15 protein-coding genes and 1 tRNA gene are annotated in these 17,385 nt (G+C 46.8%); 7 read left to right on the top strand and 9 right to left on the bottom strand.

The window, feature by feature from the left end; translation table 11 throughout:
- Positions 1 to 12 precede the first annotated feature (12 nt).
- Both E7747_RS01310 and E7747_RS01305 read left to right on the top strand, forming a co-directional pair.
- The gene (locus tag E7747_RS01310; protein ID WP_123618267.1) at positions 13 to 342 is read left to right on the top strand and encodes a HipA N-terminal domain-containing protein; all 330 of its coding nucleotides are present in this window, start codon (positions 13 to 15) and stop codon (positions 340 to 342) included.
- Positions 335 to 1,339: a HipA domain-containing protein gene (locus E7747_RS01305; RefSeq protein WP_136413600.1), complete on the top strand. Its 1,005-nt coding sequence runs from the start codon at positions 335 to 337 to the stop codon at positions 1,337 to 1,339. The genes E7747_RS01310 and E7747_RS01305 overlap by 8 nt, the downstream gene beginning before the upstream one ends.
- Before the next feature lie 251 nt (positions 1,340 to 1,590).
- On the opposite strand, the gene E7747_RS01300 is transcribed toward E7747_RS01305, so the two are convergent.
- The 5 genes from E7747_RS01300 to E7747_RS01280 all read right to left on the bottom strand — a co-directional run bounded on the left by E7747_RS01300 (position 1,591) and on the right by E7747_RS01280 (position 8,041).
- Complete coding sequence (locus E7747_RS01300) at positions 1,591 to 2,238, bottom strand: GLPGLI family protein (protein WP_228449223.1); 648 nt, start codon at positions 2,236 to 2,238, stop codon at positions 1,591 to 1,593.
- 11 nt (positions 2,239 to 2,249) lie between these two features.
- The gene (locus E7747_RS01295) at positions 2,250 to 4,850 is read right to left on the bottom strand and encodes a TonB-dependent receptor (protein WP_136413596.1); all 2,601 of its coding nucleotides are present in this window, start codon (positions 4,848 to 4,850) and stop codon (positions 2,250 to 2,252) included.
- 98 nt (positions 4,851 to 4,948) lie between these two features.
- On the bottom strand, positions 4,949 to 5,512 hold the full coding sequence (locus E7747_RS01290) for a Crp/Fnr family transcriptional regulator (RefSeq protein ID WP_123613063.1): 564 nt from the start codon (positions 5,510 to 5,512) through the stop codon (positions 4,949 to 4,951).
- Between the two features lie 358 nt (positions 5,513 to 5,870).
- Complete coding sequence (locus E7747_RS01285; protein ID WP_136413594.1) at positions 5,871 to 6,794, bottom strand: MlaD family protein; 924 nt, start codon at positions 6,792 to 6,794, stop codon at positions 5,871 to 5,873.
- Positions 6,795 to 6,889: 95 nt separating this feature from the next.
- The gene (locus E7747_RS01280; RefSeq protein WP_136413592.1) at positions 6,890 to 8,041 is read right to left on the bottom strand and encodes an N-acetylmuramoyl-L-alanine amidase family protein; all 1,152 of its coding nucleotides are present in this window, start codon (positions 8,039 to 8,041) and stop codon (positions 6,890 to 6,892) included.
- 200 nt (positions 8,042 to 8,241) lie between these two features.
- Here E7747_RS01280 and E7747_RS01275 point away from each other — a divergent pair, with 200 nt between their 5' ends.
- On the top strand, positions 8,242 to 9,225 hold the full coding sequence (locus E7747_RS01275) for a gliding motility protein GldB-related protein (protein ID WP_136413590.1): 984 nt from the start codon (positions 8,242 to 8,244) through the stop codon (positions 9,223 to 9,225).
- A 92-nt stretch (positions 9,226 to 9,317) separates the two neighbouring features.
- Here E7747_RS01275 and E7747_RS01270 read toward each other — a convergent pair whose 3' ends face one another.
- Both E7747_RS01270 and E7747_RS01265 read right to left on the bottom strand, forming a co-directional pair.
- Positions 9,318 to 10,817, bottom strand: a complete 1,500-nt coding sequence (locus E7747_RS01270) for a succinate CoA transferase (protein ID WP_136413588.1) — start codon at positions 10,815 to 10,817, stop codon at positions 9,318 to 9,320.
- A gap of 109 nt (positions 10,818 to 10,926) precedes the next feature.
- Positions 10,927 to 11,418, bottom strand: a complete 492-nt coding sequence (locus E7747_RS01265; RefSeq protein WP_136413586.1) for a hypothetical protein — start codon at positions 11,416 to 11,418, stop codon at positions 10,927 to 10,929.
- 75 nt (positions 11,419 to 11,493) lie between these two features.
- On the opposite strand from E7747_RS01265, the gene miaB reads away from it, so the two are divergent.
- The 4 genes from miaB (at position 11,494) to E7747_RS01245 (ending at position 14,895) form a co-directional block, all read left to right on the top strand.
- The gene (gene miaB, locus E7747_RS01260; RefSeq protein WP_136413584.1) at positions 11,494 to 12,834 is read left to right on the top strand and encodes a tRNA (N6-isopentenyl adenosine(37)-C2)-methylthiotransferase MiaB; all 1,341 of its coding nucleotides are present in this window, start codon (positions 11,494 to 11,496) and stop codon (positions 12,832 to 12,834) included.
- 224 nt (positions 12,835 to 13,058) lie between these two features.
- The gene (locus E7747_RS01255; RefSeq protein ID WP_136413582.1) at positions 13,059 to 13,700 is read left to right on the top strand and encodes a YqgE/AlgH family protein; all 642 of its coding nucleotides are present in this window, start codon (positions 13,059 to 13,061) and stop codon (positions 13,698 to 13,700) included.
- Positions 13,701 to 14,043: 343 nt separating this feature from the next.
- Entirely contained in the window at positions 14,044 to 14,571 is a 528-nt protein-coding gene (locus tag E7747_RS01250) for a 30S ribosomal protein S16 (protein WP_136413580.1), read from the top strand.
- Positions 14,572 to 14,807: 236 nt separating this feature from the next.
- Positions 14,808 to 14,895 (top strand) — tRNA-Ser (locus tag E7747_RS01245).
- Between the two features lie 92 nt (positions 14,896 to 14,987).
- Here E7747_RS01245 and E7747_RS01240 read toward each other — a convergent pair.
- Positions 14,988 to 16,298 (bottom strand): nucleotide sugar dehydrogenase, encoded by a 1,311-nt coding sequence (locus tag E7747_RS01240; RefSeq protein ID WP_136413578.1) that lies wholly within the window; start codon positions 16,296 to 16,298, stop codon positions 14,988 to 14,990.
- A gap of 18 nt (positions 16,299 to 16,316) precedes the next feature.
- Positions 16,317 to 17,375 (bottom strand): NAD-dependent epimerase, encoded by a 1,059-nt coding sequence (locus E7747_RS01235; RefSeq protein ID WP_136413576.1) that lies wholly within the window; start codon positions 17,373 to 17,375, stop codon positions 16,317 to 16,319.
- Between the last annotated feature and the right edge of the window lie 10 nt (positions 17,376 to 17,385).

The following is a 17,385-nucleotide window of genomic DNA, read 5'->3' as shown; positions in this document are numbered from 1 at the left end:
TACCGTTGACAGATGAGAGAATTAGCAGTATATTACAATGATACAGAAGCCGGAATACTTACTGAAAAATATCCCGGTGCAGACTATACGTTCCAGTACAAAGAAGACTATATAAATTCCGCATTGCCTCCGATTTCAGCGACTTTACCCAAGCAAAGCACCGCATTCAATTCCGAGCATCTTTTCCCATTTTTTTCTAATATGGTTCCTGAAGGAGCCAATCGACGGGTTATATGCCGTTCGCTAAGAATTGATGAGAATGATTTTTTCGGGATTCTTGAAGCTATGGCCGACAAAGACTTCATCGGAGCGGTAAATATAAGGAGGATTAACAATGACTGAAATAAAAAACTGTCCGTCCCTACTTTTAGATGGCTTTAATACATATAGCCCCAAAGCGACAAAAATGCTCTTTAACGGAGTAAAGGTAAATCCTATTCTCAATTTTGATATTGATGAATTTAGAAATGCCGGTGAGATTGCCGATGCGATGCACCGTATTTCTGTCTCCGGTGTGCAAGAAAAATTCCCTGCAATAATTAAATCGGGCGAAATCAGAATTGCGGGGGACGATGAACGCTCTACTCATATCCTGAAACCTGCACCTTGGGATAAAACGCTTCGTGATCGCAAACTTATTCCAGCTAATGAGCATCTGACCATGCAGATAGCATCGCAGGTCTATGGCATACATACAGCAGCTAATGGATTGTGTTTCACACCCAAAGGTCAGCCGGTATATATCACACGCCGTTTCGATATTCTGCCCGACAGCTCAAAACTGCCGATGGAAGATTTCGCTTCGTTAGTCGGCAAAAACGAACAGACCGCCGGCCTTCATTTCAAATATAATGGTAGCTACGAGGATATTGCCAAGGCAATTCGGGCAAACGTTGCCGCATGGATGGTTGATATGGAACGATTCTTTGAATTAGTCGTATTCAACTATATTTATGCAAACGGCGATGCTCACCTTAAAAATTTCTCACTGATTCTTAATGGGCAAGATTACCGTTTAGCTCCCGCATACGACCTTCTGAACACCAGCCTTCATGTGAACGGAGATGATCTTGGGCTTGACGGAGGACTATCACCCGACATTGAGAAAAGTGATGTATTTGAAAGAACCGGTCATCCCTGCCGTCTTGACTTTGAAAGATTCGGCAACAAAATCGGCTTGGTAAATAGACGTATGGATAAAATCCTCAACAAGTACACCTCCCTACCCGATGGCGCAATAAAACTCATTGCCCAAAGCGACCTCCCAGACAAAGCTAAGCGCAACTACACCCGTATCGTCAACGAGCGAATAACCCGATTTATCAGAGAATCAGAGTGATTATTGTAGAGAATCGTTTTTTCTCATTTTTCGCCAGTTTTGTACGGCGCGGAGCAAGACTATGAATGTTAAAATTTGGATATTACTTTGATAATCGGGAGATTATGGCTAACTTTGTATTGAGTCACTGTTGTCGGTTTGGCAAATGCGGCTTGTAACGATTTAAGCAGCAGACGGTTAACTACTTACAAACGTAGAAAATGCACGTCACTTGTACGGATTAGAATTATACCCATCTGTATATCAATAAATTAACCGCTTCTTATCGGAACGTTTGTATTCTCGAAACCTATTGCCTCCCAGACATATTGATGTTCTGAATCCTCGATTTTTAGGATAAGACCGGGTAGCCCTCCGAATTTATAAGGTCCGAATGGCAAAGGTATATCAGATGTGAACCACGCCGTGTATTTTCGTCCGGCAAACTCACAGGAGGCTTTACTGCATTCATAATCGAGAATAGACTCGATTTCATCAGGTAAGAACTCCCATTTGATTACAGGGACGGAATCGGAATAGTCAAGAAATGTCGATATGGAGAGGCGATATTTCAAATCCGCAGTAGTACCGCGTATGGGTCTGATGATTTCCAAAGGCCACGGGTTACCCGACACATTGGAATATGAATCAGCTCCACGACGGATTTGCTCAGTAGCCAACGAATCGAAGTGATTGATTATGTCGCTGTAATCTTTGACATTGCGTTTGCCAATCTGTACGATTCGCGTGTCGTTGAAGATGTCCTTTTGGTCAGGGTGGAATTTGTATTTTAACGAATATGTCACCTTATATCGGGCGGTATCTACAGGCGTAGCCCGGTCGATAATTCGTGAGCAGGTTTCCTGTGCAGCACTTGTTATCCACATGAAAACAAAAAGTAGTGATAAAAGATATTTCATAACGGTGTATTTTAGAATATTCTGCATCGGATTTTGAGTAACACACTGCGAGCGCGTATGTTGTAGATTGCCTTTGACTCAGTTAGAGCTGACAGGTTAGAGTAGATATACGATTTTCGGTTTAGCAGGTTGTCGCATGACAGCATAAAACTGAAACGCTTTATGGTGTACTTCGCCTCGGTGTTGAGCAGAAGGAAAGACTTGTCACCGTCGTTGAAATTGTTGTAGTAATGGTAGAGCGATGTGGTCAGTGTAACACCTCCGGGAATCGTAAAGTCGAGAGAAGCCTTGTTCGTTACAGTGCGCAGCCACGGAAATCTGTCGTAGCCTTTCTGCTGTGTCGCCGACTGTGAATAATTGCCTTGATAAGTCACACCCAGCCATTTGAACGGTGTCAGGCTGAGGTCGGCGTTCACTCCTATGCTGTTGCCGTAGTAGCGCAACACCTCGTCCTGAATGAGCAACGGACTGTCGTAATAGGAGTATGTAACCGAGGCTCCGATTTTCAGCCGTCGCCAGTCAAATCCCTGACTTGCATGGATTTTAGCCGAAAGCATATCGCCCGTTTCTTTTGTACGTCTGCTGATGGTATGCTGGACCATCCCGTCATAGTACGAACCGTAAAGCACTTCGGGCGATTGTCTGTTCCAATAAACCTCCGCTCCGGCAAAGCTCATTGAAAGAATATTTTTGAAATCATATCCTAAAGAGTAGTGCTGATTCATACCCTCGTAAAGCCCTGCCACATCGTAAGCCGACAACTGACGGTAAGATGTCAGTATGTGACCCGAATATAGAGTTTCAATCGATGGTGTCATATAGTTCAGCATTGCCGATGCTTTGAGGTTATGGCTGCTGTTTAATTTGTAGGAGAAGTTGAGCGACGGCTCGACGCGTAAACGATTTTTGTCGGTAATGTTGTCGTCAAGTCTGTTGTTTAACAGGAATAGTCTGTATTTCATCGGCATATATAGCGAGGCATGGATTTTTCGAGCGCTGAACATTATTTCAGCCCCCATGCCTGCATCGAGATGATCGAGAGCGAGATTGTTGCCGACGGCATCAAGACGGCTTTCGAGTGAATTGTGGTGGTAGTTGACTATCGCTGACGGGTGGAGGGTGAAATTGCCGATTTTGAAGGCCGAAAGTAATCCGGCACTGTTTTCCGTGGATATGTTTCTGAAATCCACGTGCTGATACAGCATACCTCCGGGTATCAGTTCTGTGAACAGATTGGGCGATACCGAAAGACTGTGGGGACGTTTTTCCACGTTGATAAGCGATGAGATCTCAAATCCACGGTCGGCGTAATTGCGGTGTGTTGCATGGAATTTGTTCAGAAGGCGGTATGTATCAGTTTTTCCTGTCTGACTGATTTTGTCGCCTTCGGCAAGAATTCTGCTTTCGGCGTCGGTTGTGCTCCAGTCAAACTTCAGCTGCTCTTTGAGATAGTTTTCATTTCCGTTGTTCATATATGTAAAATCACCGTATGCTTTCTGCATTCGTGCGATTCCATACATTGTTTCGTCAACGGTGTTCATTCCGCCGTCAGGCAGATAATTGGTAGTCGATGAATAGCTTTGTCTCGTGTCGCGGTCGTTCAGATAAGCGGCGTTGATACCGAACTCGCCGGACTTGCCTACACGATATACATTGTTGAATGTGGCGTTGTGCGAGCGGTTGAAATAGTAGAATCGCTTGTCGATACCGGGAGCTGACGGCATGGATATCGACGAAATGTTGTTTGTGCGTGAATAATCATTATCGAAGGAATAGAGTTCCTGCGATAAATCCTCGCCGGTGTTATTACCTTTGTATGTAGCAAGAAACTGGCTGTTGCGTCGGAAATACGTTGCTATCGCGGAGTTGTTCCAGAGTCCTTCGTCGCCGTAGCCGCCTCCGAGTGTTGCAATAAGGTTGAACACGCCCTTGACTCCTTCTTTGAGCCTCAGGTTGATGGATGCCTGCTCTTCAGGGCGCAGTCCTTTGAGTGCCTTTATGTCCTGATGGTTTTCAAGCACCTGCACGGTTGCGATGTTGTTGGGGTCGATATTGTTTGTGGCTATACCGTAATGCCCTTTCATTAGGTCAAGTCCTTCTATATAAAAATTTTTGATAGGCTTGCCCTGATAGGACACCTGTCCGGCATCCGAAACGGTGATGCCCGGCATTTTTCGAAGCACATCGGCAACCGATTGGTCGGTCTGAGAGAGGAACGACGCTACGTTATAGTTGATAGTGTCGCCTTGCGAATAGACTTTCTTTGATCTCACGACCACTTCCTTAAGCTCTACGGTGCGTTTTTCGACTTTGATGTCATGGCTGCCGCTGCGGTTGGGGACTGTAATCTGGATGGGTGCGATTTCAATCCCCGACGCTTTCAGAAGGAGACTGTCGCAACCGTGGTTGACGGTTATTTCAAAGCAGCCGTTTTCATCAGTGAAAGCCGAGGTCAGTATGTTTTTTGGAGAGTTTGATGGATAAGCGACGATTGTGACCAAATCCGCAGGGCTGCCATCGGCGGTTTTTATCTTTCCGCTGATAACCGTCTCGGCCATTGTTGAAAGGGCAATTATGCCGGACAGGTAGGATATGATGATACGATGGTTCATTTTGGTTGGAATAATATCACAAACTTCGCAATAAAAAATGAAAAATCTCTCAACAAATGTTGAAATTACGCAAATAGATAAGTTAATTGGCTGCTTAATTAGTCTGATTTTCTGAGACGACTTAAATGGGTTGGAGTGATGTTGAGGAATGATGCGATGTCCTTGAGAGGGAATATCGCGAATAGATCGGAATGTTTTGTGATGAGTTCGTCGTATCGTTTCTGCGCATTCTTTGTGTGAAGGCTTATATAGCGGTCATAGAGAGTGTCGAAAAGAGCAACATTTGTGGCTGCTACAATGTCGCGCAGTGATTCGTCGGTCTCCAACCGTGTTTCAACATCCTTGGTCGGTATGCAGAATATCTCACAGTTTGTGACTGCAACAATTGATATGCGCGACTTTTCGCCGAGCAATGAAAAGGGGAAGTCAGCGACGAATCCTCCGGCAAATTCAAGACCGACAACATGCTCAGTACCATCGGCTGAATATGCGACATATTTTAACGCTCCGCTTTTGATATATCCGATATACCGGGCCACTTCGCCGGCTGATATGAATTCTTCTCCTTTTGAGAATTGACATATCGCACCTTCTTCTACGCAAAGATTACGCCAGAAGGAATGGTCGATGTTGTCATAATATGTATTGAAGTTCTCGTGCATTAGCAGACAGGTTAAAGTTTTTCTCGTTTTTCGATAGTTAACTGTGATAATTGTAGGTTTGTCTTGCCGACGCTTTAGTCGTGTAACTAATCGCACAAAGATAACGAAAAAATTGAGATTTCCTATTCTGTTATGATGATAAAATTGCGCATAGGTCTGAAATTTAACATGATGTGTTGAATTATTGTTGATTTAAGCTGTTTTATAGTAGCTATTCGCTGAATAGTCGTTACTCTTAATCATGGTTGAATATGTTATAAAAATGCACCATGCCGTCCGGAATGAGCCGGACGGCATGGTGCGGATGATAAGTTTAGGAGGGCTGTGTAGCCTTTGATATTTAAGACTATACTATGATTTAAAATATTTTAATCGGTGGGATGTAGCGTTTGGGCTGCTTTTTGATGTCGAGAAGGAGAGTGTCGACATCCGCAGCACAATTGTTGAGGTTGTGGTAGAGCGACGGGTCGTTGAGAAGCAGACCGAGGGTCGAATTGGTTGAGTTAAGCTGTTCGGTCGCGAGATCGAGATGCGAAGTGATGCGGTTGATGTTGCGCATGGTCGAGTCGAGGGGCATATCCTTCAGGTCTTCGGAAAGCACGGCGAGAGCCGATGAAATCTGTGTCAGATTGGCTGAAATCTCCTTGACATTCGACATTGTTCCATTAGCATTGTTGATTAGCATTGGGACACCCTTCATGGCTGAGTTGAGATTGTTTGTCGACACCTCAAGATTAGCCATGATATTGTCGAGGCGCTTGATTGAACTGATAAGAGCGGGATCGGTAGTGACTGCTGTGAGAGCCACGACAAGTGAGTCGATGTGAGGAGCGATGGTCATGATCGACGGCATCAGTTCCGAGCTGAGTTTGTCGACCATTCCTCCTGTGGTCTCGCCTTCGAGCTTAGCGCCGACTTCATAATATTGAGTTCCGGGAGCCATGCGCAGTTCGATGCTTGAGGTTCCGAGCATGTCGGTGACAATGGCGGCCTTTGTGCCTATGGGTACTTTAAGCTGCTTGTCGAGGCTGATTTCCACGAGTACATGACCCGGATTGTCATACTCATAGTTTATTTCGCGGACGAGGCCGATTTTGTAGCCGTTGAGCGTCACGGGGGCAGACTGTGTAAGGCCGGCCACATTGGTGTAGGATGCGTAGTAGTAGTTAGCCGACTTGAACACGTTGATTCCCTTCAGATAGTCAATTCCGAAGAAGAGGATTAGCAGCGATAGCAATACGCTTGCTCCGATGATCAGTTCCTTAGATAGTAGTTTTTTCATAATCGGTTTGGTATGGTTCTATGGCCTTGTGGCTGATTCGGATGAGAGTTTGGAGTTACTTGACTGTTATTTGTTCTTATGGTTTATGTTGACAGCTATTTGATTCGTTTGCCGTCGCGGGTTCTGATGATGAACGCGTCGGGAAAGCGCTTCTTTATTTTTTTTAGGTCGGAAGCCGCGTCGGGTTGCGTGCGGTATGTGCCGTAGGTGTATTTGAACGACCCTCCGTCTTTATAGAAATCAATCGGAGACAGTCCTTTGAGTCTTGAATCCTTGTTTCTGAGTTTGGTCGGAGAGGTGAGAAACTGGATTTTATATATTATCTGCCCTTTGGTCGGAGTGATGTCTGTCCGTGTCTTCTTTTCAACAGTGGCAGCTTTTTTGTCGGCTTCGATTTCTCGTTGGGCTGTCTGGCGCTCGGCCTTGCGTATGTCGCTTGTGGTAGGCGATGCCTTGTCGACAGACTTGACGGTGTTTTTGCGGTAGCGTTCGATGCCACGGAAGATTGCAAGGGCAAGTTTCTGCTGTCCGCTTTCGGAAGCCATGAATTTTTCCATGGCCGGGTTGCAGATAAAATCAAGCTCGACAAGAATTGCAGGCATGGTTGTGCCGACAAGCACCCAGAACGGTTCTTGGCGTACACCGTTGTTCTTGCGACCGGCTGTGCGCACAAGCTCATTCTGAACCGCCTCGGCGAGTGCGATGCTCTGGTCCATGTTGGTGAGCTGCATCATCTCGAAGGCTATATAGCTTTCGGCCGATGAAGGATCGAAGCCTTCATAGGTGGTAGTGTAGTCAGGCTCGAGCTTTATCACTTCATTCTCTCGCATGGCAAGGCTCAGGTTAGTGTCGCTTTTGCGTAATCCGAGAGTATAGACGGCCGCACCATTGATTGTGTTGTGTAGGGGCGATTTCTTGTCAATGGAATTGGCGTGGATTGACACGAAGATGTCGGCGTGTTTACGGTTGGCCATTTCCGAGCGGCCTTTTAGCGGAACGAAGAAATCGCCGTCTCGGGTCATTTCGACTCTGGCATTTTTCATGTCTGATTCGATGAGTTTGCGCAGTTTCTTTGCTACCGCAAGGTTGACGGTCTTTTCGTTGGTCCGTCGGCCGAGCGCTCCGGCATCCTTGCCTCCGTGGCCCGGATCAATCATTACGATAAATTCCCTGTCGGTCTCGGCGCGGGAGACAACAGGCAGGAGCATAATGATGATAAATAGTCGTATGATACGTGTCAGTGACATAAGTGAAAATCTTAGCCAAATTTTGGGCAAAGTTAGCAAAACTATCCCTAAATGCCTCTTATTGGACTGAATTTTGTGAGTAAATGCCAAAAAATAGCTACTTTTGAACAATCATACCCATACCTTTTGTTCAATAATGGATGTGTTAAATAATTATTTTTAAGCTTCAACCGGTGTATTCCGATTCAAAATTTAATTTTATGAAGAAACAGCAAGTCTCCACCTATATAATATATATGCCACTGTTATGTCTATTTATTCTTGCCGGGCTGGCAGGAGCGTCAGTATTGACCGGTTGTTCATCTGCCGGTTCTGACCCATCCGTCAAGGTCGGACGTCTTGACCATGTGTTCCGCGATGGATGGCCTTTGGCCGACGGATTTATTGCCCCGGCCGAAGCGTTATTCAAAGTGTCGGGCTATGGCAGTCTGAATGATTCGACATATACTGCATATATGTCGAATCCGTCAGTGAGAATACATGAGACTGCCGTAGATTCACTGTGGGAAAATACAGACAGGCTTGAATCGCAGCTCGGGACGGTGAAAGCTCACTATGCAAGGCTTTTTCATGATAAGAGTTTTCCGTCGGTCTATGCCGTCATATCTCCGTTCAGACAGTCGGTTTTTACGGTCGATACTTTTTTGTATGTAGGTCTCAATCACTATCTTGGAGAGAATTATCCTCCGTATGGATATTTCCCGGACTACCTGCGTGTGCGCAAGATTCCTGCGCGTGTCATTCCGGATATTGTCGAGACATTGCTGCATCGTGATTTCCCATACGCGCCGGAAGGTGATTATCCGACTGTGCTGTCCCGGATTCTATATGAAGGGGTGCTTGTCGAGGCCGTTATGCAGATTGGCGGGGTCAGCGAGCAGACGGCACTCGGCTATGACGATCGGCAGATGGAATGGCTTAACAAAAACGAGCATAAGCTGTGGGGAGAAATTGTGGGCCGTAAATATCTTTTCAGCAGTGATCGGCAACTTGCGTCGTCGCTGATATCGCCGGCTCCTTTCACTTCTGTAGTCGGGCCGGAAGTCCCGGGGATGGCAGGCCGGTTCATAGGTCACCGTATCATAGCGTCGCTTCTCGATAACCGTGCCGTGGCTCTCTCCGAGCTTCTGTCTCCATCGTTCTACGAGTCTCTTACAGCCTTGGCCGAGTCGAAATATAAGTGATCCGCTTTGGAATATAAAAACAAATCACTCCGGCGACAGTCCATTTCGCCGGAGTGATTTGTTTTTATGGTTCGTATGAAACTAATTTTGTTTTATGCGAATTTTGACCAGTCAACGTTACGCATGTCGCCCGACGAGAGGAACTCTGTGTGGAATGCGAGCGATGCGTGGAGAGTGTGGGGGGTCTGGCCTCCGTGAGTGCTCAGCTTGAGGTAGTCGCGGAGCAGTTCGCGGTAAATCGGATGTGCACAGTTATCGATGATCACGTGTGCGCGTTCCACCGGATCAAGACCTCGGAGGTCGGCTATGCCTTGGTCAGTTACGATGATGTCTACCGAATGTTCGGTGTGGTCGACATGCGACACCATCGGGACGATATTTGAAATCTTTCCTTCCTTTGTGATAGAGGGGCAGGAGAAGATTGAGATGTAAGCGTTGCGGGTGAAGTCGCCTGAACCACCGATGCCGTTCATCATCTTTGTGCCTGTCACATGGGTCGAGTTGATGTTGCCGAATATGTCGGCTTCGAGAGCGGTGTTCATTGCGATGACACCGAGTCGGCGGATTACTTCGGGGTTATTTGATATTTCAGAGGGGCGGAGCACAAGATGTTCCTTGAAGAATTCGATATTGTCGATCACCTCGTCCTCAACTTCGTTGCTGACGGTGAGAGAGCATGACGAACCGAATTTGCAACGGCCTTTTTTCATAAGGTCGATGACAGCGTCCTGCATCACTTCGGTATACATTTCGAATGGGGGAATTTCCTTGGCGTCTGCGAGACCGTAGAGAACGGCATTTGCTACGTTGCCTACACCTGACTGGAGAGGAAGGAAAGACGCTGGGATGCGTCCGGCGTGGAGTTCGGACATGAGGAACTTGCAGACATTGGCACCGATCTGTTTGGTGGTATCGTCAAGTGGAGTGAATGCCTTTACACCTTCGTAGTGGTCGCTCATGACTACTCCGACAATCTTGTCGGGATTGATTTTCAACACCGGAGAGCCGATGCGGTCGCTCGGCTTGAAGATAGGTATTTCGGTGCGGTGAGGAGGATCGAGGGGGAGATATATGTCATGGAGGCCATAGAGTGCATGGCGAAGTTTTTCGTTAAGCTCGATGATGATTTTGTCGGCCTTCTCTGCGATGGTGGGGACGTTGCCGACACCTGTCCCGACAACCACTGTTCCGTCATCCTGAATGTCGCTGACTTCGATGATGGCCAGGTCGAGTTTGTCGCCGAAGAATCCGTAGCGGAGTTTCTGTGCGGCTTCTGAAAGGTGAAGATCGAAATAATGAGCGTCGTGGGCGTTGATTCGTTTACGCAGGTCAGGATGGTTCTGATAGGGAGTGCGTTTGCCGATTGCATTGGCGCGAGCAAGCACTCCGTCGCAATTGTCGCTGGTAGAAGCTCCGGTGATAATGTTGATTTTGAATGGCTCGCCTTGAGCGTGTAGCTTTTCAGCCTTCGCGGCTATGGCTTGTGTGACAACTTTTGGTGAACCGGGAGCGGTAAAACCGGAAAATCCGCATTTGGCATCGTTGAAGAACAATTCAGCTGCCTCTTCGGGAGTCAGGATGGGGAATTTCATAATTTTTTTCTCTTTTTCTGAATTTAAGTGGAGGAGCGAGTTTATTGATGTATTAATTCTGTCTATAAGTGTGGATTAATGTGGAGAGTAGGGGAGCGGTCGGTCTCCGTCAGTCCGGCGTTCGGAATTTAGGCGTTATGATCGCACTGTCAATTATTGCCTGTCGCCATCGGGCATAGTGCCTTTCGGTGTCGTCATTCGGATTATTCTGTGCAGAGACCGTGGTGTCATTGATTTCGTCAAGATCAGTGAGCGTCTTCTCAGGCATTGGCGGCATTTCGAACGGTGACTGATGAAGTTCGCCGGGAAGAAACGGCTGCGGTGTCTTACGATTTTTTGTCGTGGATTTGTAAGCCGGAACTTCCTGATCGAGATCCGGGGATTGGTTTGGCCTGACATGAGGTCTCCTACCGGGCTGTTGGTTGGTGGCTGCGATGGCTCCAGCTTTGAAAAACTGCGCAAACGGATTAGCCTTTATGGTCATCAGGTCTGACGAATCAGACGGATGTGACGACTCTTCTCTCTCTTGTCTCCTTTTTTTGAGATATTCGAAGAGAGAGCTTGCGCCGATAAAAAACAGTAATAATATAATTTTTACCATTACGCGGTTTTTCGTAATTTTGCACACAAAATTAAGGAATCTTGAGCTTATTGCCAAAGAATCTACAGATTAATTATGAGCATATCACGCAAATTAAACATAGAAACCTACGGCTGCCAGATGAATGTGGCCGACAGTGAAGTCGTGGCTTCCGTCATGGAGACGGTGGGATATGACATTGTGCCTACGGTCGAAGAAGCTGACGCGGTGCTTATCAATACATGTTCGATCCGCGACAATGCGGAACAGAAAATCATTTCGCGTCTCGCCTATCTTGCATCACTCCGACGCAAACGGCCGAAAGACGCTCCAAGACTGATTATCGGTGTGATAGGCTGCATGGCCGAGCGTGTCCGCGAAGAGCTTGTAAGCCGTCACGGGGTTGATCTTGTAGCAGGGCCTGATTCATATCTCGACCTTCCAAACCTGTTTGCTTCTGTCGAAGCCGGAGAGAAGGCTGTCAACGTCGAACTGAGCACCACAGAAACCTATCGTGACATCATTCCGGCCCGTATCACAGGCAATCCTGTCTCCGGATTTATCAGCATAATGCGTGGATGCAATAATTTCTGTTCCTACTGCATCGTCCCCTATACGCGAGGACGTGAGCGTTCGCGCAGTGCCGAGAGCATTCTTGCAGAGCTTGCGGATCTCCGTGCGCGTGGATTTAAGGAGGCTACTCTGCTTGGTCAGAACGTCAACAGCTATCGCTACGTTGCTCCTGACGGACGCGAGATTGATTTCCCGGCTCTTCTTGCAATGGTGGCTGAGGCTGCTCCGGATATGCGTATACGTTTTACGACATCGCATCCAAAGGATATGAGCGACGAGACAATTGCTGTGATAGCGTCTTACGAAAATCTCTGTAATCACATCCATCTCCCCGTCCAATCCGGGTCAGACAAGGTGCTCAAGGCAATGAACAGAAAATATACGCGCGAATGGTATCTCGGGCGTATAGCAGCAATCCGCCGGGCGATTCCCGACTGCGGTATTTCAACCGACCTGTTCACCGGCTTCCATGATGAGACGGAAGAGGATTTTCAGGAGACACTTTCGCTTATGCGTGAGGTCGGGTTTGATTCATCGTTTATGTTCAAATATTCTGAGCGTCCGGGGACACTTGCGGCGCGCACGATGCCCGACAATGTGGCTGAGGAAGTGAAAATCGACCGCCTGAACCGAATGATAGCACTACAAAACGAGCTGTCGCGTGAAAGCAATGCAAAAGATGTCGGCAAGACATTCGATGTGCTTGTCGAAGGAGTGTCGAAACGCTCTAAGGAACAGTTTGTCGGACGTAATCAGCAAAACAAAACTCTTGTGTTTCCCCGTGGGGGCTATCGTGTCGGAGATACCGTAAAAGTCAAGGTGGTGGATTCATCGTCGGCGACTCTCATCGGAGAGCTTGCATGAGCTTTCCGGTTACTAAAGCATATCAGTTGTACCCACAATCGGAACACAAATGTTCCGATTGTGGGTACAACTGATAATTTTAACACTTTTTCTTGGTTTTTCCTGCCAAAATGTACTAAATTAGAGGTGCATAAGTTTATTGGTGGAAAATCCGAAGGCTTACACGCACAATCAGCAACAAATAAAATATCCATTAGAATAAAGACTGGAGGCGAATTTTAACCATGATTGATTTTGAATCATTAATATTTAATATAGACATAGACACGAGGTGTATTCCGCGTCCCGGTTCGCTTCTTGTCGCCGAGCCTTTCCTGCGGGAAAGATATTTTCATCATGCTGTCATCTGCCTTGTCGATTATGAACCGAAGGGGTCGGCTATGGGTATAGTGCTAAATAACCGTACTACCTATACTCTTCAGGATATATTGCCCTCTGTGACTGCTACGGATGCCATCCCCGTCTATTGTGGTGGCCCGATGTCGTGCGACCGGCTTTATTTCATGCACACGCTCGGAGGCCTGATTCCTGATTCGCGTGAAATAATACCGGGATTATATATAGGTGGTGATTTTGATACGGTTCTCTCAATAGTCAATGACGGTTATGCCGTTGATGGACATATTCGGTTTTTCCTCGGTTATGCCGTTGATGGACATATTCGGTTTTTCCTCGGTTATAGCGGTTGGGATATGGAGCAGCTTGACGGAGAGCTTTTGAAAAACGTCTGGGCTGTGACAGAAATACCTTCGATTGGCCGGTTGCTTGAGGGAGAGGAGGATTCTTATTGGCACAATATTGTCCGTGCGATGGGTCACAAATACAGGGGATGGCTTTATCATCCGCGCAATCTGCATTCGAACTGATAGAAAAAAACGGCCGAACCAAGAAGGCTAGGCTGCTACGAAACACCGATAGTGACATCTGTGACAGATGCGTCCGCGGGATGGTTCCGGGTCTTGGAGTCGCAGGCGAGGTCTCGTCTCCGGCAAATGTTAGCTCCCAATTGTAAATAGTCGTCATTATAAAAAGGCTTCGGGCCATCCCCTTTCACTACTATCAATAGTTTGAATTTTGAAATATGAAGTATTAAAAATAGTTAAACATGTTTTTATCGGACTGTTCACGCCTGTGGACTGTTTGGCCGATTGAGGCAAAATACCTAACTTTGCACCCAAAATCGAATCAATACAAATCACAAACTAATTAATGGCAACTAAAATCAGACTGCAACGCCATGGTCGTAAGAACTATGCGTTCTATCCTATTGTAATCGCCGATAGCAGGGCACCACGAGATGGTAAATTTATTGAAAGGATAGGTTCATATAATCCGAACACTAATCCTGCTACAGTAACTTTGAACTTCGAGCGTGCTTTGTATTGGGTGAACGTTGGTGCACAGCCCACCGACACTGTCCGCACTATCCTCTCAAACGAGGGCGTACTTCTCATGAAGCACCTTCAGGGTGGCGTGAAGAAGGGTGCGTTTGACGAAGCTGAAGCTCAGCGCCGTTTCGACGCATGGAAGGCTCAGAAGCAGCAGAGCGTAGACAAACTCCGCGCCTCTATGGCCGACAAGCAGGAGCTTGACGCTAAGAACCGCTTTGAAGCAGAAGTGGCAAAGAACAAGGCTAAGGCCGAGGAAGTGGCAAAGAAGAAAGCTGAAGCCGCTGCCGCCGCTGCTGAAGCTGAGGCTGCAGAAGCTCCTGCAGAGGAAGCTCCCGCTGCTGAATAATTATCGGCAAAATTGCAGACTCAGAGTCTGTGACAGCATAAACCCACGGTGTTTTTCCGTGGGTTTTGTTTGTTTTGAGGTTTGCTTTTGAAACGGATAAAATTTGCATAATCCGAATTTAATAGCTATCTTTGCACTCGTTAAAAAGCTACGGTATTATTGTAGGAAGTCCTGCAAACGTCCGCAAAATAGTTTCCACCTATTTGCGATTGCTGTCAGTTGAGAATAACAGCTATGGAGTGATGCTCGAGTGGCTGAAGAGGCACGCCTGGAAAGCGTGTATACGTCAAAAGCGTATCGCGAGTTCGAATCTCGCTCACTCCGCAAAATTAAAATCGCTGAAAGTCAGATAAAACTGCACTTTCAGCGATTTTCTCGTTAGCCCGGTAATGAGTTTTTGCCAGTTTACATTGCTGTTAGTCGCAACGGAATATATCTCTTGTATATACTTTGTCGATTACGTCATCAAGACAGGCATCATAGCGGTTTGCCAAGATTGACTGTGACATCTGTTTGAATGAAGCCAAGTCGTTAACAATAATCGAACCAAAAAATGTAGAACCATCCTCAAGGGTTGGCTCGTAGATTATGACTTTCGCACCCTTTGCCTTGATGCGTTTCATGACTCCCTGTATTGAAGACTGGCGGAAATTGTCGGAGTTAGACTTCATTGTCAGGCGATATACACCGATGGTGCATGGTTGTTCGTATTCTGCATTATACTGACTGTTTGAAGAGTAATAGCCTGCCAAGTGAAGTACTTGGTCAGCGATGAAGTCTTTGCGGGTGCGGTTGCTTTCAACTATGGCGCTCATCATGTTCTGAGGAACGTTGGCATAGTTAGCGAGGAGCTGTTTAGTGTCTTTGGGAAGACAGTAACCGCCGTAGCCGAATGACGGGTTGTTGTAGTGGTTGCCGATGCGCGGGTCTAATCCGATTCCATTGATAATAGCTTTGGAGTCAAGGCCCTTTACTTCGGCGTATGTATCAAGCTCGTTGAAGTAGCTCACACGCAGGGCAAGGTAGGTATTGGCAAAAAGCTTAACCGCTTCCGCCTCTTTCAGCCCCATGTAGAGAGTATCGATGTCAGGCTTTAACGCGCCTTGTTGTAACAGTTCGACAAATATGCGAGCAGCTTTGTCGAGTTTTTCGATATCAGCGACCTTTTCGATTGCTTCGTTCTCTTCGGCAAACAGTGGTTGGTTTATTAGCTTGGGGATTCCTGCTATTATGCGGGAAGGGTAGAGATTGTCGTAGAGTGCCTTTGATTCGCGAAGGAACTCAGGGAAAAATAGCAGATTTAATATCTTGACACCCTTGGCCGCATATCTGACATAGAGATTTCGGCAATATCCCACCGGGATTGTCGATTTTATGATCATCACTGCTTTGGGATTGACAGAAAGCACAAGGTCAATGACATCTTCGATATGGTGGGTGTCGAAATAGTTTGTTACAGGATCATAGTTCGTCGGTGCGGCTATGACAACGAAGTCTGCGTTGCGATATGCTTCTGCACCATAGAGTGTGGCGGTCAGGTCAAGAGCCTTTTCAGCGAGATATTTTTCAATGTAGTCATCCTGAATCGGGGAAATGCGGTTGTTGATTTTTTCGACTTTTTCAGGGATGACATCTACGGCGGTCACGTGGTTGTGCTGTGCGAGTAGTATCGCCACGCTCAGACCGACATATCCTGTACCGGCGACTGCAATATTGTATTTTTTCATAGGGCTTGATTAAATGTTTCAGAGATTATAGAATTCCTTGAACCATGCAACAGTTCTGTCGATACCTGATTGTAGTGGTGTCGACGGACGGAAGCCTGTGGCTTCGGCAAGGGCTGACGAGTCGGCGTATGTCTGATAGACATCCCCCTGCTGCATGGGGAGGAAGTCTTTTTGAGCCTCGTGCCCGATTGAATTTTCGATGCAATGGATGTAGTCCATTAGGCGTGTTGGCTGGGAATTGCCGATGTTATATATGCGGTATGGAACGGATGATGTTGCCGGATCAGGATTAGTCTCGTCCCAGTCTTTATTACCCTGCGGAATTACGGAGGTTATACGGACGATTCCTTCAACGATGTCGTCGATATAAGTAAAGTCGCGCCACATGTCGCCGTTGTTGAACACTTTTATCGGTCTGTCGTGGAGAATTGCGTCGATAAACAGGAATGGCGACATGTCGGGGCGTCCCCATGGTCCATAGACGGTGAAAAATCGCAGACCGGTGGTCGGGAGTCCGTAGAGTTTTGAATAGGCATGAGCCATAAGCTCGTTTGATTTCTTTGTGGCGGCATAAAGTGACACCGGGTGTGCGATACCATCATGTTCCGAGAAAGGAATTTTGCCGTTAAGACCATATACGCTTGAGGATGACGCATATACCAGATGACCTACGCCGTTGTCACGGCATCCCTCAAGAATGTTTATGAACCCATCGACATTACTTTCGATATAGGCATGCGGGTTTGTTATGGAATATCTTACTCCGGCTTGTGCCCCGAGGTTGATTACTGTGTCAAAATTTCCGTTGGCAAAAAGCATTTTCATAGCCTCGGTGTCTTCGAGGTTCATGCGGATGAAGCGGTAATGCTCGCCATACATTGAAGATTTGGTGAATTTATACCATTTTTCAGCCTCTTCCCGGGCTATTCCTGCTTCCGAGAGACGTGCATATTTCAGACTGTGGTCGTAATATGTATTGATATTGTCAAGACCTGTGACATTATGTCCGAGTTCGGCAAAGCGTCTGACTACGTATGAACCAATAAATCCCGCTGCGCCTGTTACTAGAATGTTCATAAAAAGTGTA

Source organism: Duncaniella dubosii (assembly GCF_004803915.1).
In the GTDB taxonomy this organism is placed as follows: Bacteria; Bacteroidota; Bacteroidia; order Bacteroidales; family Muribaculaceae; genus Duncaniella; species Duncaniella dubosii.
This window is presented reverse-complemented; position numbering and strand designations above follow the sequence as displayed.